General features: G+C 47.1%; 21 protein-coding genes, 3 pseudogenes and 1 other annotated feature (1 of these 25 cut by a window edge). Of the genes and pseudogenes, 15 read left to right on the forward strand and 9 right to left on the reverse strand.

Features of this window, described 5'->3' with window-relative positions:
- The first annotated feature begins 705 nt into the window (after positions 1–705).
- Both MKZ24_RS08620 and MKZ24_RS08625 read left to right on the forward strand, forming a co-directional pair.
- A complete protein-coding gene (locus MKZ24_RS08620; protein ID WP_042239881.1) occupies positions 706–1,581 on the forward strand; it encodes a GyrI-like domain-containing protein in 876 nt (291 codons plus the stop codon).
- A 33-nt stretch (positions 1,582–1,614) separates the two neighbouring features.
- On the forward strand, positions 1,615–2,505 hold the full coding sequence (locus MKZ24_RS08625) for an alpha/beta hydrolase family protein (protein ID WP_340782114.1): 891 nt from the start codon (positions 1,615–1,617) through the stop codon (positions 2,503–2,505).
- Positions 2,506–2,864: 359 nt separating this feature from the next.
- Here the strand turns inward: MKZ24_RS08625 and MKZ24_RS08630 are convergent, their stop codons facing one another.
- The 3 genes from MKZ24_RS08630 to MKZ24_RS08640 all read right to left on the reverse strand — a co-directional run bounded on the left by MKZ24_RS08630 (position 2,865) and on the right by MKZ24_RS08640 (position 4,723).
- Positions 2,865–3,332, reverse strand: coding sequence for a GyrI-like domain-containing protein (locus MKZ24_RS08630; protein ID WP_340782116.1), 468 nt, complete (start codon positions 3,330–3,332; stop codon positions 2,865–2,867).
- A gap of 166 nt (positions 3,333–3,498) precedes the next feature.
- Positions 3,499–4,122, reverse strand: coding sequence for a hypothetical protein (locus MKZ24_RS08635; RefSeq protein ID WP_340782118.1), 624 nt, complete (start codon positions 4,120–4,122; stop codon positions 3,499–3,501).
- The gene (locus tag MKZ24_RS08640) at positions 4,103–4,723 is read right to left on the reverse strand and encodes a hypothetical protein (protein WP_340782120.1); all 621 of its coding nucleotides are present in this window, start codon (positions 4,721–4,723) and stop codon (positions 4,103–4,105) included. The genes MKZ24_RS08635 and MKZ24_RS08640 overlap by 20 nt, the downstream gene beginning before the upstream one ends.
- A gap of 203 nt (positions 4,724–4,926) precedes the next feature.
- Here MKZ24_RS08640 and MKZ24_RS08645 point away from each other — a divergent pair.
- Positions 4,927–5,502: pseudogene (locus tag MKZ24_RS08645) on the forward strand (dihydrofolate reductase family protein).
- A gap of 241 nt (positions 5,503–5,743) precedes the next feature.
- Here MKZ24_RS08645 and MKZ24_RS08650 read toward each other — a convergent pair.
- Positions 5,744–6,594 (reverse strand): annotated as a pseudogene (locus MKZ24_RS08650) (aldo/keto reductase).
- A gap of 63 nt (positions 6,595–6,657) precedes the next feature.
- Here MKZ24_RS08650 and MKZ24_RS08655 point away from each other — a divergent pair.
- The 3 genes and pseudogenes from MKZ24_RS08655 to MKZ24_RS08665 all read left to right on the forward strand — a co-directional run.
- A pseudogene (locus tag MKZ24_RS08655) lies at positions 6,658–6,921 on the forward strand (MerR family transcriptional regulator); the annotation flags it as partial.
- A gap of 47 nt (positions 6,922–6,968) precedes the next feature.
- Complete coding sequence (locus tag MKZ24_RS08660; RefSeq protein ID WP_340782122.1) at positions 6,969–7,103, forward strand: macro domain-containing protein; 135 nt, start codon at positions 6,969–6,971, stop codon at positions 7,101–7,103.
- A 31-nt stretch (positions 7,104–7,134) separates the two neighbouring features.
- On the forward strand, positions 7,135–7,599 hold the full coding sequence (locus tag MKZ24_RS08665; protein ID WP_340782124.1) for a DUF5071 domain-containing protein: 465 nt from the start codon (positions 7,135–7,137) through the stop codon (positions 7,597–7,599).
- A gap of 231 nt (positions 7,600–7,830) precedes the next feature.
- On the opposite strand, the gene MKZ24_RS08670 is transcribed toward MKZ24_RS08665, so the two are convergent.
- The gene (locus MKZ24_RS08670; protein WP_340782127.1) at positions 7,831–8,652 is read right to left on the reverse strand and encodes a DUF2785 domain-containing protein; all 822 of its coding nucleotides are present in this window, start codon (positions 8,650–8,652) and stop codon (positions 7,831–7,833) included.
- Positions 8,653–8,874: 222 nt separating this feature from the next.
- On the opposite strand from MKZ24_RS08670, the gene MKZ24_RS08675 reads away from it, so the two are divergent.
- From MKZ24_RS08675 to MKZ24_RS08700, 6 genes are all read left to right on the forward strand, one after another.
- Complete coding sequence (locus tag MKZ24_RS08675; protein ID WP_340782129.1) at positions 8,875–9,225, forward strand: hypothetical protein; 351 nt, start codon at positions 8,875–8,877, stop codon at positions 9,223–9,225.
- A 198-nt stretch (positions 9,226–9,423) separates the two neighbouring features.
- Positions 9,424–10,842, forward strand: coding sequence for an ABC transporter substrate-binding protein (locus tag MKZ24_RS08680; RefSeq protein WP_081956711.1), 1,419 nt, complete (start codon positions 9,424–9,426; stop codon positions 10,840–10,842).
- Between the two features lie 62 nt (positions 10,843–10,904).
- Complete coding sequence (locus MKZ24_RS08685) at positions 10,905–11,888, forward strand: carbohydrate ABC transporter permease (protein WP_042239867.1); 984 nt, start codon at positions 10,905–10,907, stop codon at positions 11,886–11,888.
- On the forward strand, positions 11,878–12,732 hold the full coding sequence (locus MKZ24_RS08690; protein ID WP_340782132.1) for a carbohydrate ABC transporter permease: 855 nt from the start codon (positions 11,878–11,880) through the stop codon (positions 12,730–12,732). The genes MKZ24_RS08685 and MKZ24_RS08690 overlap by 11 nt, the downstream gene beginning before the upstream one ends.
- A 444-nt stretch (positions 12,733–13,176) precedes the next feature.
- Positions 13,177–13,662: a cysteine hydrolase family protein gene (locus tag MKZ24_RS08695; protein WP_340782134.1), complete on the forward strand. Its 486-nt coding sequence runs from the start codon at positions 13,177–13,179 to the stop codon at positions 13,660–13,662.
- A gap of 29 nt (positions 13,663–13,691) precedes the next feature.
- Entirely contained in the window at positions 13,692–14,477 is a 786-nt protein-coding gene (locus MKZ24_RS08700; RefSeq protein ID WP_340782135.1) for an alpha/beta fold hydrolase, read from the forward strand.
- 107 nt (positions 14,478–14,584) lie between these two features.
- On the opposite strand, the gene MKZ24_RS08705 is transcribed toward MKZ24_RS08700, so the two are convergent.
- The 3 genes from MKZ24_RS08705 to tnpA all read right to left on the reverse strand — a co-directional run bounded on the left by MKZ24_RS08705 (position 14,585) and on the right by tnpA (position 17,704).
- On the reverse strand, positions 14,585–15,631 hold the full coding sequence (locus tag MKZ24_RS08705) for an LLM class flavin-dependent oxidoreductase (RefSeq protein ID WP_042243579.1): 1,047 nt from the start codon (positions 15,629–15,631) through the stop codon (positions 14,585–14,587).
- 591 nt (positions 15,632–16,222) lie between these two features.
- Positions 16,223–17,296, reverse strand: a complete 1,074-nt coding sequence (tnpB, locus tag MKZ24_RS08710) for an IS200/IS605 family element RNA-guided endonuclease TnpB (protein ID WP_042239860.1) — start codon at positions 17,294–17,296, stop codon at positions 16,223–16,225.
- 9 nt (positions 17,297–17,305) lie between these two features.
- A complete protein-coding gene (gene tnpA, locus MKZ24_RS08715) occupies positions 17,306–17,704 on the reverse strand; it encodes an IS200/IS605 family transposase (protein ID WP_156123401.1) in 399 nt (132 codons plus the stop codon).
- Between the two features lie 249 nt (positions 17,705–17,953).
- Between tnpA and MKZ24_RS08720 the strand changes: the two genes are divergently transcribed.
- A complete protein-coding gene (locus MKZ24_RS08720) occupies positions 17,954–18,280 on the forward strand; it encodes an ArsR/SmtB family transcription factor (RefSeq protein WP_042239857.1) in 327 nt (108 codons plus the stop codon).
- 120 nt (positions 18,281–18,400) lie between these two features.
- The gene (locus MKZ24_RS08725) at positions 18,401–19,690 is read left to right on the forward strand and encodes an arsenic transporter (RefSeq protein WP_340782142.1); all 1,290 of its coding nucleotides are present in this window, start codon (positions 18,401–18,403) and stop codon (positions 19,688–19,690) included.
- Between the two features lie 331 nt (positions 19,691–20,021).
- On the opposite strand, the gene MKZ24_RS08730 is transcribed toward MKZ24_RS08725, so the two are convergent.
- Complete coding sequence (locus tag MKZ24_RS08730) at positions 20,022–21,263, reverse strand: oxalate decarboxylase family bicupin (RefSeq protein WP_340782145.1); 1,242 nt, start codon at positions 21,261–21,263, stop codon at positions 20,022–20,024.
- A gap of 150 nt (positions 21,264–21,413) precedes the next feature.
- On the opposite strand from MKZ24_RS08730, the gene MKZ24_RS08735 reads away from it, so the two are divergent.
- Positions 21,414–22,970, forward strand: coding sequence for a tetratricopeptide repeat protein (locus MKZ24_RS08735; protein ID WP_340782148.1), 1,557 nt, complete (start codon positions 21,414–21,416; stop codon positions 22,968–22,970).
- An 82-nt stretch (positions 22,971–23,052) separates the two neighbouring features.
- Positions 23,053–23,251: a binding site (T-box leader), on the forward strand (it continues 63 nt past the right edge of the window).

Here is a 23,251-nt window from a genome sequence, read left to right on the forward strand (position 1 = left end):
TTTTCAAGATAAGAGAGAATAACAGATGAGGGAGTTAAAGATTTTCACTGCTAATTTTCAGTTAGTAATAGTTTCCAACATTCTTTCCATGATAATTTCTAGTGGTTCCACACTTTCTTTTTTTCGTGTTTATCACGTGTTGCTGTAAACCCAATAAAATCAACAGAAATAGTTCCACAGATTTATTTCACCCAACAGGTGATTGTTCAGAGACATTAATGTTAGTAACTGAACATTAATGTTAGTAACTGGTTTTATGAAAATTTCAAATGGGAGTAGTTACGGTCGTCAACCATTATGGACGGTAACGGTATCGCTTCTAGCCATGCGGCACAAGAAGAGCAAGGTGTACGAAAGGTGCATCCCTCTTTTTGTGCCGCTTTTTTTGTTCTATAAAAAACTATTTTGTAAATACTAATTCTAGTAAATATATTAGTGGGAATATTTAATGATAGACTAAAAAATAAAGTTTTAGACTAACGATGCATCATTAACCGAGGGACGGGCAAATTTGTGTAAAACCAGCGAGACTGAGCAATTGCCAGAGGTCGCTCTTTTTGCGAACCGAAGAGTGTGACTGAACAGGAAACTATCTATGCTTGGAAAGTAGTGTTAGCTGTTGAGTAAAGTGAAATTCCGCAAAAAATATCAAAACAGAGCGTTCCATCTGTCGTAAAGTGAGTATATCGATATGGAGGTATTCAAGTGGATTATAAGGATTTGGTAATCAAGGCCATTACCTATATTGAGGATCATCTGACCGAAGAGAGCTTAAGCAACAAGGTTATGGAGGCTGCGGGCTATTCGCCGTACCATTTTCACCGGATCTTCCTATCGGTTACGAGAAACTCCGTCTCGGAGTACATACGCAAGCGGAGATTGACACAAGCAGCATACGATTTATTTTATACCAATCAAAGGATCATAGATATTGCCATCCTGTACCAATTCGAGTCTCAGGAATCCTTCGCCCGAGCCTTTTGGAAAATGTTCTCCATCTCGCCTGGACAATTTCGAAAGCAAAGGGACATGAAAGACACGCTGTTCCGGGCAATGGAGAAGCTTCCTTTGGATGAAGTGGGGCTACAGCATTTGAATAAGAGCGTTTCCCTAGTGCCAGCTTTTGTTTGCCTGAATAAGCTGAATCTGGTCGGCATGTCAATACCGGGTGTCAATTCGGACGAGGTCGGAAAGCTATGGCGGAGCTTTAGGCAGCGTTTGTTTGAAATTGAGCGAAAGCCGGATACGGAAGACATATTTTATGCGGTCATTGAACTTACAGGTAGGCAATGGGAAATCACGTATATCGCTTGTGTCGAGGTGGCTAGCGAGGAGAGTGCAGTTCCCTTGGGAATGGTCGCTAAGCTGCTCCCAGTGGTAACTTATGCGGTTTTTACTCATAAGGGGACATTATCGAGACTCAACGATACGGTCCAGTACATTTATGAAACATGGTTACCCCAGTCAGGCAGCGTTCGTACGAAATACCCGGAGTTTGTGCGTTATGACCATCGATATCTAGGACCGATGAACGAGGATTCGGTAGTAGACATATATATTCCCGTTGGCTCGCCATATTAGGAGTATGTAGCTCAAGGAGAGGAAGAGATCAGGATGAACAAAATAGAAGACATTGTTGAAGTATATGCAGGTTGCTGCGAGGTACAAATTACCGACAACGCATTGAGGGTGACCGTTCCCATGATCGTGATGTATCCGACAGATGCACCGGAACAGACTGATAGGATGGGACCGTACTCGTTGGAGGTGGCCAGAGATGCAGCGCCGTTGGATGGGGAATTTAGGATGGTCCTCATTTCACACGGTACAGGCGGTTCACCGCTTGTGTACCGGTCGCTCGCTCGGCATTTGGCGCGCAGCGGCTTTATCGTTGGCCTGCTCGAACATCCATTCAATAACCGCAACGATAATAGTTTGGAAGGTACTGTCCAAAACCTCACCTATCGCCCCCGGCACCTTCGCATGGCAGCCGACTGGTTTTTTGAAGATGAGAGGTTTAAGGGGCTTCTCCAGCCGGGAGGCCATTCGGTCATCGGGCATTCCATGGGGGGGGACACCGCGCTTGCAGCAGCTGGCGGCATCCCGACCTCCTTCCCTACTGAGAGCCCGGATGGGAAGCCGCAGCAGATCGATGTTCCTTATGATTCACGCATCCGGTCCCTGATTTTGCTAGCCCCGGCGTCCGTTTGGTTCCGTAATGAGGGAGCATTAAGCAACGTTCGGCTCCCCATTCTCATGTTGGATGCCGAGCAAGACCCTTACACACCTCCTTTTCACGCACAGATCATCATGAATAGTGTTGCTGAACCGCAAATGATTCGCTATCGGACGGTGGAGAATGCCGGACATTATTCCTTCCTGACTCCTTTCCCGGCTGAGATGATTTCACCAGCTTTCCCCCCCTCGCAAGACCCGCCTGGCTTTGATCGCGTGCAATTTCACGAAACGCTGAAGGCTGAAGTAGTAGAGTTTCTGTTGATTTAACATTAGGAACAATCACTTTCCGTCGAAATCAAATGTTACCTGAGAGTTCGATTAACTAACCGTTACGCTAACTGGAGAATGTTAGTTCAATAACAGGCTGAAACAGCAGCGGCAGTCTAGAACTTTATGTTCAACGAACAACAATTAAAGTTGGTACCTGAACAATAATGTAAGAACTCAGACTATAAAGTTAGTGTCTTTACAAAATAGTTGGTCCTAGAAGTTGAATAGGCCCATTGAATACCCACCAAAAAGTCCCGATGATATCTTAAATCATCGGGACTTTTTTTGCGATTGGTTGAGATCATGGGAACGAAGGTTACCAGACGTTTAGTGAAAGCAATACGTGGCCTGTGTTGTCATTTCGCTACAATCGGCACGAATATATCAGATAGATGATAGCCCATCTTCTCTTTGAATACTTTGGGTGTAACAACATGGGTCATAACGTAACGTTCAGCTGAATCATTGTCACTTGTTGATATTTCGAAGCACTGGCTTGTCTCAACCCACGAGCGAATGGATGCTTTAGTTTCCTGGATGGCCGCTTCCTCTGCGTCTTTCGAAGTTGCAACTGCATATAATCCCCCAGGGAAATCGACTACTTCGTATCCACCTGTATCTTTGTATCCTACCGGAAGCGCAAAAAACCATTCCAAGTAACCCTTTTTGATGTTATACCACATAAAGTCACGGGGCGTAATGTAATGCTTCACATCGACAGAAGACCACCATTGGTCAAACGCTTCGAAATCCTCCGTATCTGATATGCTTCCCGAATTAACGACTGTCAGAGGTGGAATCTCAATTACACGGATATTCTCCATATTCACAAAACCTCCTGAATAGAAGTACTTAACCAAGAGCATAAGTGTAATGAATAAATTTGGAGATGATATGCATCACAAGTGAGTTTTATAGGTTGGAATCCATCACTCATATCCGTTCGGAATGTTAAAAAACCTGTGACAGCCAAGCCAGCGGTCTTTGTTTTTAAGACGATTCCCCGATAATCCTCTTGATACCTGCCTCATAGAAGGGGTACATATTATCAAGTTCCATAATGTGCGTTTGAATGGGCACTCCATACATTAAAGCGAATAATTGACCTACTGATTCATTGTACTGAGAAGGAGGTATCGTTTTTATCTCCGAAAGATGGTAGTTAAAAACCTGCTGCAGGCTCAGCGGCTCTACCTGTTGGTCAAATGCTTCCTTATTAAACAGATAATACTCGTAAGGTGAAGGCTCGATAGCGGGTGGTTTTTCGGTAAGCTTACTATAATATTGAATGAGTGATATCATGATTTTTTTGCCGGGAACCGTATCATCACAAATCGATTGAAATACTTTATACAATCCTGCTTCACCCGGATGCCTTTTGCGGTGGATATCAAAGCTTCTATCATAAAGCCACTTACATATGAAGTAATCTAGTACCTGCTCTTTGTAGCTAAAGTTTTTGAAAAAAGTTACTTTAGTTGTATTAATGTTAGAACACAGTTCTTCCAGGGTTAAATCATTAATACTTTTCATTGTCAGCAGACGAAGCATCTCCTCCAGAATAGAAACCCTCAGAAGAGCCGCCTTTTTTTCTCTAATTCCGAAATTCTCCATCCGTTTGCTCCTTCTTGGACCTGCTTCTAATCCAGGCTGCACCGTTTACTAGTAAGATAGCGATAACCACAATATAAAATACTAAAGTTGATATGCTTTTGATAATTGTAAAAGTACTTGCCACATAGACAAGGATTATTGGAACTGCCGCTTTGTACGAAAGCATCATGAAGATCATGATGTTCTCCAGGTAATCAAATAACATGGCAACCAGCGGAAGGGCTAATGCGGCTTTTGAAAAAGAGGAATATATAGATGATGCAGATGTATTCTTCACCTTATTATATAGACGAAGCAGCAAAATGAAAGTAGATAATCCAGTCAAGCCATTTAGGAGAGGAAACAAAATATCGAGGGGTAACTGCACATGCAGATAGAGGGTATAACCTTCTTCAGATAACTGTAATAGAAATTTATGCGCATATTCATAAGTATACCCCAAAGGATTCATATCAAAGATCTGGAGACCGCCAGCCTCTTGGCATATTCGTGGAATCGAATAGCTCTGCATAATGGCATAAATAGATTGAGACATTAATAGAAAGAGCAACCAAAGCTTAAACGTTACAGTATCAAGACCCTTAGCCAGCCTATTGATCATGAGAAGACCTCCGGAAATTAGATTTACCGTAGTAAATAAATTAACTTGAGTTAATCATAATATAAGGGGAAGCCGACTCAAAGTCAACAATCCATAAGAAAAACAACACGAGTTAAATTATGCTAAAATGTAGTTAATTTTAAAAGCTAAAATGTAGTTGATTAATAATGCAGATATCCCTGATGAACAAAGGAGAATTGAAAATGAGAAAACTTGTTCTATTTCTACACGCATCGCTTGACGGTTTTGTGGAAGGACCGAAGGGGGAAATGGATATTGGCTGGATTTCCTACGATGCTGATTTGGAGAACCACGCAAAAGAAATTCTCAGTACTGCCGACACTGTTATTTGGGGGCGGGGGACTTATCAGATGATGTACAGTTATTGGCCATCAGTGCCTTCGGATCCATCCTCTTCGCAATATGAGCTGAACCATGCCGTGTGGATCGAAAAGACAACCAAAATCGTTTTTTCTACGACCTTGGAGAAAGTCGAATGGAACAATTCCAGATTGGTGAAAGAAAATGTCGAGGAAGAGATCAGGAACCTTAAGTAACAGGCCGGCAAGGATATGGTCATTCTCGGCAGTCCTAGGTTAGCCCATCACCTAATGCAGCTTGATTTGATCGATGAGTATAAAATCACAGTTTCTCCCGTCCTGATCGGCAGCGGGTTACCGTTATTCCAAGGTCTAAAGGAAAAAATCAATCTCAACCTTATCGAAAATAAGACATTTGATTCTGGAGCCATAGGTCTCGTTTACCAAACGGTCAGATGACCGTTGACTCCTACAGTTCGAGCATAATTTTATTTGAGTTTCCGTTGCCATGACGCCAACACTTTGCAAGGAAGCGAGATCGAGTTCGATCAACGCAGGAGGCGGCCGCCTCCTTGGGTGCGGCGTCAAGGACCGAAAACAGCGGTAGTCTAGGACTTTATTTCTCGTCCATGGCTGCCGCTGTTTTAATAACTGTGGCTAGTTAAATATTATTTTCCGAGCCCTAACGTTATATTGCTTATTACAGATCGACTCTCCAGTTGCCCATCATCTTGGCGACTTCCGGATCGCGGTACGATAAGAAAAGACTTTGCTGCGTATCGAGAGTGGAAATTTGTTCGATATCGTCGGCGCTCAGTTCAAAATCAAAAATGTTGAAGTTTTCGGCGATCCGCTCTTTGCGCACCGATTTTGGAATAGCCACAACTCCACGCTGAACAAGCCAGCGAAGCACGACCTGGGCTACGGACTTGTTATGTTTGTCTGCGATGGAGGTCAGTATTTCATTGCCGAACAGGTTGTTAAGTCCTTCAGCAAACGGGGCCCACGACTGGTGCTGTACTCCCTGCTCTTTCATAAAAGCGGCACTCTCAATTTGATGGTAGAACGGATGTGTTTCAACCTGGTTGACCGCGGGCACAATTTCGTTATGCACGATGAGGTCCATCAGACGGTCGGGCAGGAAATTGCTGACACCGATCGCCTTGATCTTGCCTTCGCGGTACAGGTCTTCCATTGCACGCCAAGCGCCGTAATAATCGCCGAACGGCTGGTGAATAAGGTATAGATCGAGATAGTCGAGCTGCAGCTTTTTTAAGGATTTGGCAAACGCCAGCTTGGCACTCTCGTAACCGGCATCCTGAACCCAAAGCTTGGTCGTGATGAACAGCTCCTCACGCGGCACACCGCTGCGCTTGAGCGCGCGTCCGACCGCTTCCTCGTTCAGATAACCGGCGGCAGTGTCGATCAGGCGGTAACCGGCCATCAGGGCTTCATATACCGCATTCTCACATTCTTCAGCATTCGGAACTTGGTAGACACCAAAGCCGATGACCGGCATTTCACACCATTGTTTAAGGTTACGGTTTGCATTGTAATTCCTCCTAATGTTCAAATGATAATAGCCTTCGTGTTACACGAAGTCAAGGCGACTTAGTCATAAAAATGTACGTAGATCTCTGTCTCGAAGGAGATTCGACCATTCCGCAACGCGCCGCACTCATGATGAAGCATAAAGAAGCGGCGCTCGCTAAGCTCGAAGAAGCCAAACAGCATGTTGCCCATTTGGAAGAGAAAACCGTACTATATCAAGCCATCCTGGAGCACCGCTCTCCAGACACGACCAATCCTGGTAACTGGGACAAAATTCAGCATATGCATAGTGACGTATTTTACTCGCCCACTGCTCGGAAGGCGTGAGAGATGTACGTGAGACAAATCGTTATGAAGTAAATACTGGATTAGGAGTGGGGAAAAGCAATTTGGAAGAGTGCATCAAGATCCGCAGTGAGCAAGGGGATTGTGCGGTTGGAGAAGCCGTAGTTACAACAGGAGGGAACTTGAAGAGTCGTCTTGTAGTCCATACTGCGGTTTCCGTTTGAGATATGATAAATGCAAAGTGGGTGACGTTACTTGGAGGACATAAATATTTTAATTCAAAAGCTGGATTGGGATACACCTGTGGAAGGGAGAGAGAATGCAATAAAAAAGCTGCAGTATGTTAATGATGATGAACTCCATCTATTATTACAGCCTCTCTCGAAAGGGCATTGGGATGGAGCTGCTGAAGTAATCCTAAATATAGGATATCCCCGTGTGAAGAGTATATTGCCGGAACTGCTTATTTGGATCCAGGATTTGAATTGGCCGGGTGCTAACAAGGTCTCGCGGTTGTTAAGAGAAATTGGCGATCCGCTTATTCCATATATAAAAAATGTATTTATACATAATAGTGACGATAGAGAATGGATTTGGTGGATATTTGAACGCATCATTGATCAATGGAATACGGAACAGATATCTCAAATCCAGAAAGAATTAATTCAGCTTTCTAAAGGAAGAGTTAATGATGTGAAGTATCGAACTGGAAAAATCTAATCCCGGAATGGATTGTGAACAACTTCAAAAAGAATTTAGTGAGGTGATCTTTAAGCCGGAATTATCCAGACCGTTTTATGAGCAAAACAAGGCGGGATTTTCGTTTTGTAACTATAAATCTTACTTACAGAATTATTTAAATGAAATTGAAGATTTAGCCACTGAGGTGTCGTACTTCGTCTAACTTAATCGCGCTACAGGCCATACAGTTTCATTGATCTGCGATTTTAATTAAGAATAATACACGGTTTCTATTTTATATAAGGTTTGCTCAATAGTCGGGCATAGATTGGCATCTGTTTTGTAAAATTTAACACGGAAGTATAAACTTTTCAAAAAGTTTTTTATATTATTTTTTTGCTTAAAGGCAGGAAGGAATTCCGGATTTTTCTCTATATCAGCAAAACTTTGAATCCATTGCTCTACATAAGTCTGACTAAGTATTTTTCTGTTTAGAATACTAATGACGGATCTTACCATTCGCTCATCCTCACCATCGGAGTAAATCCGGTCTGTGATGGTGATCTTGTCGTAAACCAATTTGAGGATGGTTAAGAGGTCTTTGTTATCCAGTTCGGAACATTGAGCCAGATCGTCCAAGGCATCTGCCCCATGAGCGATGGCATGAGCCCAGCCTTTTTCCTCGTCATACCCGCGGTAATCCCGTTCTTCTTGTATACTGTACAATACTTTCTCTTTGATCTGATGAATTTGTTCACTTGAGAGAAAGGGGGATTCACGGTGTCTCATAAGGATGAGCGGTATGACCAGCATTGAGAAAGAACGGGTGAAGACCGAGTCTGTATTATTTTCGCCAAGCTTAAAGTGCAAGTGCTGTGTATCCAAAATAACAGGCAGAAGTTGTTCCAGCTCGTATGCAGTTAGAGAATGACCGGGAATCCAATGGGATAAGGTCGTATAAATCAGATCATCACGCAGCTCAGCATCCACAGAACCGATGTTATGTATCATTTCTTGTGCCAACTGGAAAGTATCGGGAGGTGCCTGGTAGCCATTTTCTGTGATTGCTATCAACTTTTCTTTTAAATTCATTGTACACGCTCCTGCTTTTTCGGTATTCCTTCTTCTCTTATTATAAGCGAAAATTCGTTTCTAAATGAAGAAGTGCATATTAAACTTGCTCTGGAGGAAGAAGTAATCGAGGTGGTTAACCGGATAGATGAAGCAGGTACGTAGTTCAAATATATAGGGTGAATACTCTAAATAAAGCGGTCATGGAAATAGAACTGTGAGCAAAGAGGGAGACGCATGCTTTTGAATATTATCCATGATCGAGCCGTCAATCAAAGCGGGGGTACTGGTAGCGCTCATAGGAGACTGGAGACAGATTTGGAGTGTGAATATCCTGGGAACAATATTTATATTTTTGCTCTAGGCGGAGTAATGTTACAGATTGTTGTAATGGGGATTATCTACTTGACGCTTGGAATTGGCAGTGAAGGTAATTATTATCTTCCGTTGCTATTTATGATTATAAATCTGAGAACAATAATAGTTAATTTATATCCAAGAATCTTTGCGCGTTATGGAGTGTATTACCCTAGTGACGGATTGCTTTTGAAAAGAATACTACAGATGAAGGTATCTCCGGACAACAGGCTGTAGTCCTTCAATTAAGATTTTTATAATCGGGACACTAAGGCAGCAATGCCCGGGTGTCTTTTTTTATGTCTTTTTGGGACAGGACCCAAAAATAGTGGTATTTTTCCCAATGAGGGGTCCTTATGTCTGAGAGCGTCTGGCAATATAATATGAATGCGGTTACATAAAACCGAGGATTGAATATAAAAGGGGAGGCAAAGTATGAAAAGTATGAAGCGTGTTCTAGCGGGGATCTCTACACTGGTTTTGATGTCATCTGCTCTGGCAGCGTGTGGAGGCAATAATAATTCAAGCTCATCCGGCGCAAACGCAACAACTGCTCCAGCAGCTAATACTGCTACAGAGGCTACAACTGCTCCAGCAGCAGGATCTGGTGAGAAAGTTACTATCAATCTCTGGAGCTTCACGGACGAGATTCCAAACATGACCAAGAAGTACATGGAGCTACATCCTGAAGCGAATGTGGAATTCAAAACTACGATTGTTGCAACTACAGATGGAGCCTATCAGCCTGCTCTTGACCAGGCGCTGGCCGCTGGCGGAAAAGATGCACCAGATATTTACGCTACTGAAGGGGCATTCGTACTCAAATATACACAAGGCGATGCATCCACTTTTGCCGCCAATTATGCTGACCTGGGCCTTACTGATCAAATGGTTAAGGACGCAGGTATCGCTCAATATTCTGTTGATATCGGCAGCAAAGACGGCCAGCTGAAAGGTCTTGGCTATCAGGCGACAGGCGGAGCCTTTATCTATCGCCGCTCGCTTGCCAAGGATGTATTTGGAACAGATGACCCGGCTACGATCAAGAATGAAATTGGTCCAGGCTGGGATAAGTTCTTCAGTGCAGCAGAAAAGCTGAAAGCTAAAGGATATGCCGCAGTTTCTGGAGATGGGGATCTCTGGCACGCGGTCGAGAACAGTTCTGATAAAGGCTGGATTGTCGATGGCAAGCTGCATATTGATCCGAAGCGCGAAGAGTTCCTCGATCTTTCCAAGAAGCTGAAAGACAATGACTATTACAACGATACGACAGACTGGCAAGAAGCCTGGTTCGCTGATATGAACGGTACTGGTGCAAAACCGGTCTTCGGCTTCTTCGGTCCTGCGTGGCTCATTAACTATACGTTAAGCGAACATGCAGTAGAAACAAAGGGTGACTGGGCAGTTACTGAATCACCAACAGGCTTCTTCTGGGGAGGCACTTGGTTGATCGCTAACAAAGATGTAGTCAAGGACGAAGCCAAGAAACAAGCCGTTGCCGACTTTATCAAGTGGGTAACACTCGACACCTCTGAAACCGGACTCCAGTACTCCTGGGCTAACGGAACAATGAAAGCTGGCGAGCAAGGTGCGAAGGACAGTGTTGCTTCCTCCGTTGTTATGGATAAATCTAAAGGTGATTTGGAATTGGTTGGCGGACAGAACATTTTCGATATCTTTGTTCCAGCTAATGCCAACGCTTCCGGTAAGAACTTGACTGCATTCGACGAAACGATCAACAAGCTCTGGCGTGATCAAGTACGCGAATATACTGCAGGCAACAAAGACCGTGCTAAAGCGATCGAAACCTTCAAACAGCAAGTCAAAGATCAACTGAATATCGATAGCGAATAAAAAGCAATCGAAGGGGCGGGGGAGTCATCCCGCCCCTTCATATCAACTAAAGGGGTGAGAGCATGCGCCGCAATGGTGTGAACTACTCTAAATTTGGCTATATTTTTACGTTTCCGTTTGTTTTGGCATTTCTGATCTTCTCGCTGTATCCTATTTTATACACCGCATTCATCGGGTTCACCGATTTGCAGGGATTAATACCAAAACCAATACATATTTTGGATAATCCTTTTCAGAATTTCAAAGATTTGATCCTTAGTAACGCCTCTTTCCGAAAATCTCTGATTAACACCGGGATACTCTGGATTGTCAACTTCGTTCCCCAAATTCTTCTTGCACTCTTGCTTACTGCATGGTTTACGAACCAGCGTCTCAAAATAAAAGGACAAGGTTTCTTCAAGGTTCTGCTGTATATGCCTAATATTATTACTGCGGGTACAATCGCCTTGCTTTTCAGTACTCTGTTTGGCTATCCAATGGGTCCAGTAAACAGTTTCTTTGAAATGATGGGTTGGTCCGACGCTCCGATCTACTTCCTTCAGGATAAGACGACAGCGCGGGGCATTGTGGCGTTCATCCAGTTCTGGATGTGGTACGGGAACACCATGATCATTCTGATCGCAGGTGTTATGGGTATCAATCCCGCGCTCTTCGAGTCTGCATCGATTGACGGTGCAAACGGAGTTCAGACGTTCTTCAAGATCACGCTGCCAAGTTTACGTACAATTCTACTATTCACACTGATTACATCGATGGTCGGTGGTTTGACCATGTTTGATATTCCACAGCTCTTCCTTGCGGGCGGACCGGATGACTCTACGCTTACCACGTCCATGTTCATTTATGGGCAAGCCTTTAAGGGAAGCTATTTGTACAATCGTGCTGCTGCTGCGAGCATGATTATGTTCTTGATTTCAGGGATATTGTCTGCATTTGTGTTCTATCTAATGCGTGACCGTGACGCGGCAAGACTTAAAAAAATCGAAAAAATGCACCGGAAATCCACCAAGAGCAGCCAAAAGGGGGGCGTAGCACATGGACAATAATCAAAAAGGCGGAAACGTCACCCGGAAGATAAACAAGACGATTATCTATATCGTCTGTATCTGTCTGGCGGTGCTCAGCGTCCTTCCGTTTTGGATCATGTTTGTAAACGCCACCCGTTCTTCAGCAGAAATTCAAAGCGGTATCTCATTGTTTCCTTCATCCCATATGATGGACAATCTGAAGGTGCTGCTTGAAAAGAGCTTCGATCCGATTCAGGGGTTTATCAACTCATTTGTTATCTCTTCTTCAGCTACTCTCTTAACGGTCTATTTCTCCTCCCTGACGGCTTATGGTCTTGTGACTTATAGCTGGAAGCTGCGCGGGGCATTCTTTACCTTTATTTTGTGTGTAATGATGATTCCTTCCCAGGCCAGCGCCATCGGATTCTATCAGTTCATGTATAAAATTCATTGGACCAATAGCTTCCTTCCGCTAATTCTTCCGGCAATTGCCGCACCGGCGGTGGTATTCTTTATGCGCCAGTATCTGCTGGCCACGCTGTCGATAGAGATCGTTGAAGCCGCGCGGGTAGACGGCTCGAGTGAGTTCAAAACCTTTAACCGGATTATCCTGCCGCTGATGGCTCCGGCTGTGGCGACACAGGCGATCTTCGCCTTCGTGGGCAACTGGAACAACCTGTTCATGCCGCTCATCCTGCTTACCCAGAAAGAGAAGTATACGATGCCGATTATGGTCAGCTTGCTGCGCGGGGATATATACAAGACGTCGTTCGGCTCGATCTATATGGGGCTGGCGCTGACAGCTTTACCGCTGTTCGTAGTCTACTTCCTGTTGTCCCGTTACATTATCGCGGGCGTAGCGCTTGGCGGCGTCAAAGAATAAACCCACTCAGATTCATCCCAAATTAAGTTCTGTTGATTAGCTAAATTATGGTTATGGAAACGTAGTAGACTTTTTCTTGAGGCCGCCACATTGCGGAGATCTGCAGAGGTGTAGAAGATTTACGGAATGAGCGATTTCTTTGCTACTTATTTTGGCTAATCAACAGGCGTACTCCTGATAATGGATAACATTATCGGGAGTTTTTTTGTAAATATACAAATTTTATGTTTCACATGATAAGTTATCCTTCTATCTCTCGCTGAAACGGCGCTTGCAATGGCTTCGCAGGGCGTAAGCGTATCGGTGGTGCGGCTTCCGCTGTCCGTTCATGGTGATGGCAACTGGAGCTGTCAAAAAATAAATATCGGATGAGTCAGAGCATATTGTACAATTGAAAGGATGATGTGAAGTTTCTTTTATTTAGCTCACAGGGAGGAAGAATGGATGAAAATCGGTTTGCTGATTATTGATCTGCAAGAGGTGCATTTGGGCAAGGTGGAACAGAAAGTAATCGATAAGGCCTGCGAGTATATTAACTATGCTGCAGAACTGCTGCGTTCCAAAGATCATACCGTGATTCATGTTCAGGACATTGAGGGTATGCAGCCTTCAGAGGAAGCGAAGTTCAATATCATTCCCGGAATCGAAATTAAGGAGACAGATCTTAGAGTGACGAAGGAATATTCGAATGCTTTTTGGAAGACGGACCTGGAGCAGATTGTGCTGGAGCAGGGCATTGATCTGCTGATTCTCTCGGGATATGCCGCTGAGCACTGTGTACTGTTCACCTATAACGGGGCTATGGAGAGAGGGTTCAAGGCTGTACTTCTGCAAGATGGGATTCTAAGCTCGAAGAGTGACGTGATTCCTGCAACCTACAGGGACCGTAAACTGATCTCGTATCCTGTGATTGAGGCGTTAGTGCAGTAAGGGAGTATCGTAGGGCTGGAGGAAGAACAATGGAACGGTATATTGTCTACAATGCGGAGAACAACGATAGAACGGTTGTGGTGCTTCCGGCGCTTGGTGAACGAAAGGAAATATATGCTCCTCTGGCTGCACAAATGGAGACTGTTCGGATCATCGCCATTGACCTGCCGGGTCATAACCGTGAGGATCGGGCAGATGCTGATATTGGAGCTTTTGTGCGGGAGATTAAGGGGATCTTGGATGAGTTACAGATTTCGGAGGCGCATCTCGTAGGCAATTCTATCGGTGCATGGATAGGTGAGGCCTTTTATGCGGAGTATCCTGCTTATGTGAAGTCACTTACCTTGCTCGATGGCGGATATTATTTCCTTGCGGACAGGGAAGAAGATGAGGGGGAGATTCTGTTACCCGTCATTGATAGTCTGGAGGAGCTTGAGCAGGCAGTGGATGAAACCATCCTGGCGATGGACAAGCTTGCTGAATCTGAACGACAAGTATTCAAGGACTATTTAATGAATAACTTCTACCTGCAGGGTGATTCCTATATGCACCATAGCCGCGAACAGGCCTTAAATCGTCTGAGCAAGGAAGTAACTGCCACCGATTATTGCCTGAAGCAAGCGGCTGATATTCCTTTGATATTGCTGTTGGCAGAAGAGAGTATGGATGAATTTAGTCTGGAGAAAATGCAGCTTTTCAAGGTTGCCCACCCTGATGCGGATGTGAAAATAATCGGCAACGGCTATCACTTCCTGCCGATTACGAATGCGGCAGATGTGGCAGCGGCGATGCATGAATTGCTAAGTCCGCTGTAGTACCGCATCTTTTAATTTAACAGGGCATAAGAATATGCCAAAAACACTTCAAGAGCCGTTTGAGGACTGAAGTGTTTTTGGCGTATTAGGGTCACAATATCAGTTATTTAACCCCCGGTACGGGCTAATTCCTCATGCACGATAGGGGCAACCTTGGTGCCCAATAGCTCAATGGCGCGCAGCACCTCGCGGTGCGGCATGGTGCCTACATTCACATGCAGGAAGAAGCGGGTCACGCCAAGATTCTTGCGCAGCAGGAGGATCTTCTCGGCTACATATTCAGCGTCGCCGACATAGAGTGCGCCGCGCAGGCTGCGGGCATCGTCAAAGGCCGCACGGTTATAGGTTCCGCCCCAGCCCCGTTCGCGTCCGATGACATTCATCTGGGCTGCGGTGGACGGGTAGAACAAGGCGGCTGCCTGTTCGTTAGTTTCACCTACGAAGCCGTGGGAGTGCGTGGCAATCTGCAGCTTGTCTGGATTATGTCCGGCGCGGACAGCCGCCTCCTTGTATAAGGCGACGAGAGGAGCAAAGCGTTCCGGCATGCCGCCAATGATCGCGAAAGCGATCGGAAGACCAAGCGTTCCGGCCCGCACGGCGGATTCAGGATTGCCGCCGCTGGCGACCCAGACGGGAAGCGGATCCTGGACGGCGCGGGGATAGACGGCAAGGTTATTAATCGCCGGGCGATGGCCGCCGCGCCAGGTGACCTTCTCGGAAGCGCGGATCGCCAGCAGCAGTTCCAGATTCTCCTCGAACAATTCATCATAATCATCCAGGCTATAGCCAAACAGCGGGAAGGACTCAATGAATGAGCCACGGCCCGCCATAATCTCTGCCCGGCCATTCGAAAGTCCATCCAGAGTGGCAAAATCCTGGTACACCCGGACCGGATCATCTGAAGACAAGACGCTGACAGCGCTGGTCAGTCTGATTCGCTTGGTCGTAGCTGCCGCTGCGGCAAGAACCACAGCCGGAGCACTGCCTGCATAATCGGCCCGGTGATGCTCACCTATGCCATATACGTCCAGGCCCACCTGGTCAGCGAGCACAATTTCTTCTACGGCTTCGCGCAGTCTCTCCGCATGGCTAATGGCCTTGCCGGTTACCGGATCAGGCGTAGTCTCCAAAAACGTGCTTATTCCTATTTCCATCAATTGTTTCTCTTCGGACATATTAATCCGCCCCCTTCTTCATGTACCCATTCTACTATACTTTATAATGTTTCTCAACTTTAGTAAGTGAAATTTATTCCGGAAGCTACTGCCGCTTGGATGATAACGGAATGGCAGCGGCAGCGGATACCGGGTACGGGGTAGCGTACGGATGGCGTCAGATTCGCATTTATGTGAAATAACCGGCCGGATCAGCGGCCCAGCCAAACAAAGCCAAGCGGACCGGGATGAACCCGGATCCGCTTGGCTGTTTGCTGTCCTCAGGATTTATCCTTTTTGACAGCAAGCTGTACGATCATAATGATGAGAACGAGCAATGCGATGAGCTGATCTGTACTCATGGTGGTCCGGCCTCCAATCCACTGGCAAGGATGGCTCTTCGGACCTGCATCTCCTCTCCAAGAAGCTGCTGCGTTCCCCATAATCTAGCATATGAACCGGCAGAGAAGGTTAGTACTTAAGCGTAGTGAACTACACACCACCTAAGAGGTGGGTGCTTCTTGGTCAATAGAGCTACTGCTCCAAGTTTACCCAAGCTTATAGGCTAGTTCCTAACCCGCTAAGGGCCATTTACATGGCTAGTTGTAGAAGATTCAGTGCCGCATTCCGGTCTCTGTCATGCTCTGTATGACAGGCAGGACAGGACCACTCCCGTACGGCTAGGTTCTTTACTTCTGCATTTTTGTAGCCACAGCAGGAACACAATTGACTGCTTGCAAAGTGTTTGGGAGCAATGATTAATTCTCTGCCGTACCATTTCGCTTTGTAGGTCAGCATGTCTCTGAACAGGCTCCAAGACACTTCGGATATGGCTTTGGCTAACTTATGATTCTGCATCATGTTCTTTACACGCAAGTCCTCCATCACGATCACTTGGTTTTCGTTTATCATTTGGGTGGACGTTTTGTGCAAAAAGTCTTTCCGTTGATTCGCTATTTTTTCATGCAGTCTGGCGACCTTCAGCCTTGCTTTATACCGGTTACGGCTCCCTTTCTTCTTTCGTGACAAGTCCTTTTGCAGCTTGGCTAATCGTTGTTCAGACTTCCGCAAGTACTTCGGATTCGGTATGATTTCGCCATGTGAAGGAATCGCAAAGTCTTTCAACCCCAGATCCACACCGATCTTCGTCTCGAGTGGGGGCAATGGGATGATATCCGTTTCCACCAATACGGAAGCGTAATATTTTCCCGTGGGTGTTTTGGAAATGGTGCATGATTTAATACGTCCCTCGAATGGACGGTGCAGCTTGATTTTGATTTTCGTTTTTAGTTTGGGGATTTTGATCCTTCCCTCTGTAATGGCAATGGTTCCCTTCTGGTTATTGGTTGTGAAGCTATGGCTATTCTTCTTCTTGCTCTTGAATTTTGGAAATCCCGCGTTCGGTTCACGGAAGAAATTCTGATACGCCTTCTCTAAGTGAAGCTGGGCATTGGCTAAGGCTAGACTATCCACTTCTTTCAGCCAGGCAAAATCCTTTTTGTAGGGCGCAGGTGTCGTTTGGAGCATCGTTTCCGTTTGCTTGTAATGTTCAATCTTATCTGCAAGCATTCGATTGTAGATGAAGCGAACAGCGCCGAATACTTTAGTGAAGTACTGCTCTTGCTCATAGGTGGGATGGATTCGATACTTATAAGCCTTTAACACCTGCCCACCTCATTTCTGACCTTGAGATTCGATGTACTTCCGGATGACTTCAATCGGCGCACCGCCAGTCGTCAGGAGACAATAACTTCTGGACCAGAAATATTCCTTCCACAGCTGTTGACGAATTACAGGAAATTCTTTCTTAATTAGACGGGAGGATGCACTCTTATAAGCGTTCAGAAATTTAGAAATATCGCTATTGGGGTGAGCTTTCATTAGAATGTGAACATGATCCTTGTCATGCTTCCATTCCTGCAGGGTGATATTGTAATTAGGCTGAATGGACTCAAATATCTCTTGTAACCGATTCGAAATGTCATCGTCTATTACTTTTCTGCGGTACTTCACGACTAGAATAAGATGATAATGAAGAGAGAATACTGAATGATTATTTGTGTCTAATTCCACGGATATCACAACCTATTTCATAATACTACTGAATACTTTTATTGTAATATTTTAGGTTGTATTTGTCTATGAGAAAGACCGCTGACACTCATCCCGCCACTTAGAGAAGTGGGGGAATTCTGACAGCTAACTGTTAAAAAATTCCTGAAAACAGGGTAACTATAGAATTGAAATATTACCTCTTGTCCTTTTGATAGGACTGTTTTAGTATATAAGAATTGGCTTATATAATGAGGAGGCTGAACCGCGATGGATAAGCTTAACGAGGTGGCTGATGACCTGAAGCTTCTGGGAGACAAGACCCGCCTGATGATGCTTGGACTGCTGCAGGAGCGGGAATGGTGTGTCTGTGAGTTCGTCGAACTCTTTGAGATCTCGCAGCCGGCAATCAGCCAGCATCTGCGTAAACTGAAGGATAAGGGGATGGTGAAGGAGAGCAAACGCGGGCAGTGGGTGCATTACTCCCTGAATGTGGAGGGCAAGCCGCATATCACGGCCGTCCTGCATGGACTGCCGGATTCACATACTCTGCTGGCGTCACTGAATAAGACAGAGGTTACTGCCTGCTGCGACTGATACAACACTAGATCGATGAGAACGTCTGGAGGATAGGCTGGCGTTACTCTTATATATAAATATATCGGATTGGGGAGTGCTGCGGGAAATGTTGCTGCGGGTCAAACGGAGGGCGGGATTATGGTTGTCCTAGCCAGCCTTATTTTTGTTATTACTTTAATGTTTGTGATCTGGCAGCCACGGAAGTTATCCATTGGCTGGTCAGCCTGCGGCGGAGCGCTGCTGGCCCTGGCGGCAGGCGTGGTCAGCTTGGGGGATGTCCGCGATGTGACGCTGATTGTGTGGAATGCCACGCTGGCCTTTGTAGCTATTATTCTGATTTCTTTGATACTCGACCGTGTTGGATTCTTCGAATGGGCGGCACTGCATATGGCAGCGGCGGCACGCGGCAACGGTACACTGATGTTCATCTATGTTATCTTGCTGGGTGCAGTGGTAGCTGCGTTGTTTGCCAATGACGGGGCAGCGCTGATCCTGACACCGATTGTACTGGCGATGGTCCGGGCGCTGAATTTTGATGAGAAAAAAGTGTTTCCCTTCATTATCGCCAGCGGGTTTATCGCCGACACGACTTCGCTGCCGCTGATCGTCAGCAATCTGGTCAATATTGTATCGGCCGATTTCTTCGGCATCAGCTTCACGGAATATGCAGGACGTATGCTGCTGCCTACGCTCTTCTCGCTCGCCGCCAGTATTCTGGTCTTATACTTGTTCTTCCGCAGAAGTATACCCAAAGTGTACGACACTGCCGGGATGAAGCTCCCGGAGGAGGCGATTAAGGACAAGCGGATGTTCCGGTTATCCTGGGGCGTGCTGGCGCTTCTGCTGGCCGGATATTTTGTCAGTGAATTTCTGAACATTCCGGTTTCTGTCGTGGCAGGTGTAATCGCGGTTTGCTTCCTGCTCATGGCCCGCCGGAGTCCTTACGTCAAGACGATGGAAGTGGTCAAGGGCGCGCCGTGGGCGATTGTCTTTTTCTCCATTGGTATGTATGTCGTGGTGTATGGCTTGCGCAATGCCGGACTGACCGATGTGCTTGCAGAGATGATCAGTGAGGTTGCGGAACACGGATTGTTCGCAGCAACGATGGGGATGGGCTTCCTCGCCGCGATCCTCTCCTCAGTGATGAATAATCTGCCGACTGTGCTGATTGGGGCGCTGGCCATTGATAACGCACAGGCGACAGGTCTCATTAAAGAGGCTCTGATCTACGCGAATGTCATCGGTTCCGATTTGGGTCCGAAGATTACGCCGATCGGCTCGCTCGCTACTCTGCTGTGGCTGCATGTGCTATCAGGCAAAGGTGTAAAGATCTCTTGGGGCACTTATTTCAAAACAGGAATTATTCTGACAATTCCGACGCTATTTATCACATTGTTAGGTTTGTATCTGCAACTGAAGCTGTTCTAATCTAGTCCTGAAGGAGAAGTCAGACATTAGCAAAAAGACAATCTATTTCCTATACGGGAACGAAATACAAACGAATTAAGTACAAAAAGCGGTGCAGACGGGGTGTCTGACCGCTTTTTATGTTGTTCTAGAAAGAGATACAGTTCGAACAATTGGAGTTACCCATTAATTATAGGATGATCATTAAGATATTGCAGAATGTACAACATTAAGGCCGATCTATACAGCTGACCTTAAAGATTATCACTTCAGCCGCCTGGTTGGGGTAAAGATAAGGCCATAGGGCAGACTGACCTGCCCAATCCAGTCTCAAACTGAGCAAAACCACGCGCTACTCCTTCTGCTTCCCAAGCCCATGCTCATGCCCATGCTTGTGCCCCTGATCCTGATCCTGATCCTGATCCGGGTATTTCACGACAGGCCATTTCACTTTGCGCAGGGCATCCATCAGCTCCGGCCCCACATTCAGATTGCTGCTGACCAGTTCATGGGGGGTAAGCGCCATCCACTGGTTCAGGGAGACATCGGCGAACCGGTCGCTCCGGAACATTTCCAGGAACCAGAGCGTGTCTGTCCCGGTATTCTGTATATAATGTCCCTGGGCAAAAGGCACATAGCCGACATCTCCGGCTCTGACGTTAAATGTACGCGCTGCGCCGTCCCCGCCAAAGACCGTCATCCGGCCTTGCCCGGTCAGATAATACTGCCACTCGTCATTATTCGGATGCCAGTGCAGCTCCCGCATGCCGCCGGGCTCAATCTCCACCAGCGCGGCGGCAATGTTCCGGGAGATGGGGAAGTTGCTGGAGTCGACAATCCGCACACTGCCTCCGGGCGTCCGAAGCGGCGGCTGGGCCAGCAGCTGATGCTTGAAGCTCAGCGGAATTTCCCCGTAAGGCGACTCGACTCTCTGACTCTCAAGGGGGCCGGGCACCTGATCCTGATAAATATACACTTGTTCCTTCGGAATACACTCAAATGCAGATTCAGGTACGCCGAAGTTGGCGGACAGGACCTCTGGCGGCGTATGGGCAAACCAGTCGGAGATCGACAGGGTGTTCAGATCTGAGAAGCCTCCATCGTCAAAAACAAGCAGGAATTCACATCCCTCCGCCAGCCCCTGGATTGAATGCGGGATGCCCGGAGGGAAATACCACAGATCGCCCGGGCCGACATCGGCAATGAAGTTCCGGCCATTCTGATCCACGGCGGTAATCCGGGCGCTGCCGAGCAGCATATAGGACCATTCCGCCTGCTGGTGCCAGTGCAGCTCGCGTACTCCGCCCGGCGTCAGGCTCATATTCACCCCGGCAAGGGTGGTGGCAATTGGCAGCTCTCTGACGGTAACCTCCCGGGACCAGCCGCCGAAGTTCAGCTGCATATGGGCGTCGGAGAAGGAGAACTTCAGATTGGGGATCAGCCCGTTATCTGTAGAGGGCGGGACGAACATATCGGGATTCTCCCGGTCGCGCAGAATATCGCGGGGGCCGAGGTCAACATTGCCTGCACCGTCACTGCGGATAGGCTGGGGGATAACGGGCTTGCTAGAAGAACCGGGTTCGGCAGGGTTCATGGCTTAAGCTCCTTTCTGGATCGTACAGCACTCCAAGAAATATATGCGCCAGTATGCCACTTATGAGTTGTGAAGGGCTGAGCGAAATGTGATAATATTTGACTACCGGACAAATTTCCGTACGATAATCAGAGAGCAGGGTTTGAACTAATGACAATAGACGGACAAGAACGATACCGCTTCAGTGAAGCGCCAATATGGGAACTGCAGCGCAGGTATTATGAGCAGCTGGGGCTGCAGGCTTGGGCGAATGACCAGGTCCCACAGTACATTACAAGCAATCCGATGATCGGAACAGCGTATGCGGAGATGATCTTCGGATTTCTGCAGGACCGTGCGGAGAAGGGGCATACTACAGAACCGGTTATTATTCTGGAGCTTGGCGCAGGTGTCGGACGCCTGGCGTTCCATGTTCTGCAGCAGCTATGTGAGCTGATCCAGTATGCCGGAGTGCTGCTGCCTCCTTTCCGCTACGTCATGAGCGATCTGCCCTGGAAGAATATTGAGGGCTGGCAGAAGCATGAAGGTCTGAAGCCTTTTGTGGAGCAGGGGATTCTTGATTTCGCCCGCTTTGATGCGGTGCAGGATACAGAGATGTCCCTGACGCAGAGCGGAATAGTGATTAAGCCCGGCGGACTGCAGCAGCCGCTGATGGTGATCGCCAACTACTTCTTCGATAGTATTCAGCAGGAACTGCTCTATATTGATGAAGGCAAGATTTATGAATGTGAGGTTTCGTTAAAATATCCCGAGCAGGCCGGCTCGATGAGCACGTCCGAAGTACTGCGGGATCTGGTGCCGGAATATCATTACAAGCGGGCCGAAGGCTATGAGGACCCTTCATACAAGTACCATGAAGTGATTTCATTCTATCTGGACAAGCTGGAGGATTCGCATATCCTGTTCCCGGCGGCGGCCATTTCCTGTATGGAACGTCTCGGGGCACTCTCCCAGGGGAGCTTCCTGCTGCTTACCGCAGACAAGGGCGACCACCGGCTGGAGAACTGGGAATTCGCCGAGCCGCCGAAGCTGATTCATCACGGCAGCATTTCACTCACGGCAAATTATCATGCGCTGGTGCATTATTTTGAACGGAAGGGCGCCAAGTCCCAGTTCACACAGCATCATTATAAGAATCTGAATGTCGGCTGCATTCTGATGCTTGAAGAGCCGATGCTCCATCCCCATACCCGTCTGGCCTACCGGCGGTTTGTAGAGCGGTTCGGCCCGGATGATTTCTTCAGCCTGAAGGTGTGGATCGACAAAAATTACGATACGATCGGCATGCAGCAGATCCTGGCCTTCTGGCGGCTGGGCGGCTATGATGCCGAGCTGTTCATCCAGAGTGCGGAGCGTATCTCTGCTCTGCTGCCGGATGCCAGTGATGATGAGCTGCTGGACCTGCAGCGCGGGATTAATCTGATGTGGAAAGGCTTCTATCCGATGCCGCAGAAATATGATCTGGCGCTCGACTGCGGTCTGCTGCTGTTCGAGATGGAGCAGTACGGGGAGTCCCGCCGCTTCCTGGAACATTCGCTTGCATCCAGTGAGGAGGAGCCGGTAATTACTGTATTGTACTGCCTGGCTATTTGCAGCTACGAGCAGGAGGATGACGAAGCGGCGCTGGATTACACGCGCAGATCACTTCTGATTGAGCCGGAGCATGAGGAAGCCTTGGAGCTTTTGGCGGCGCTAAGCCAGGGGTAAGGTTGTCCCGCAGGCTGCTGCCGCCAACGGACATTGCTACACTTTACACCCAGCCTGTGATTTGTTATTCTGGATCAAATGATCAAACGCGATGACGAGAAGAGTACGTCTATTCATTCCCTCACAGAGAGCTCCGGGTGGTGCGAAGGAGCAGGGAAGGCTGGACCGAAACAAGCCTCTGAGCGGTGCACCGGAACCGGCTATGGCCGGGGATGGTACAACAGGAGCTCCTGTTACAGAGCTAGAGTATAAGTCCTGCCTGCCGGCAGTGCCGTACTTGA

The sequence above is a fragment of the Paenibacillus sp. FSL R7-0297 genome (genome assembly GCF_038009025.1).
Lineage (GTDB): Bacteria > Bacillota > Bacilli > Paenibacillales > Paenibacillaceae > Paenibacillus_AQ.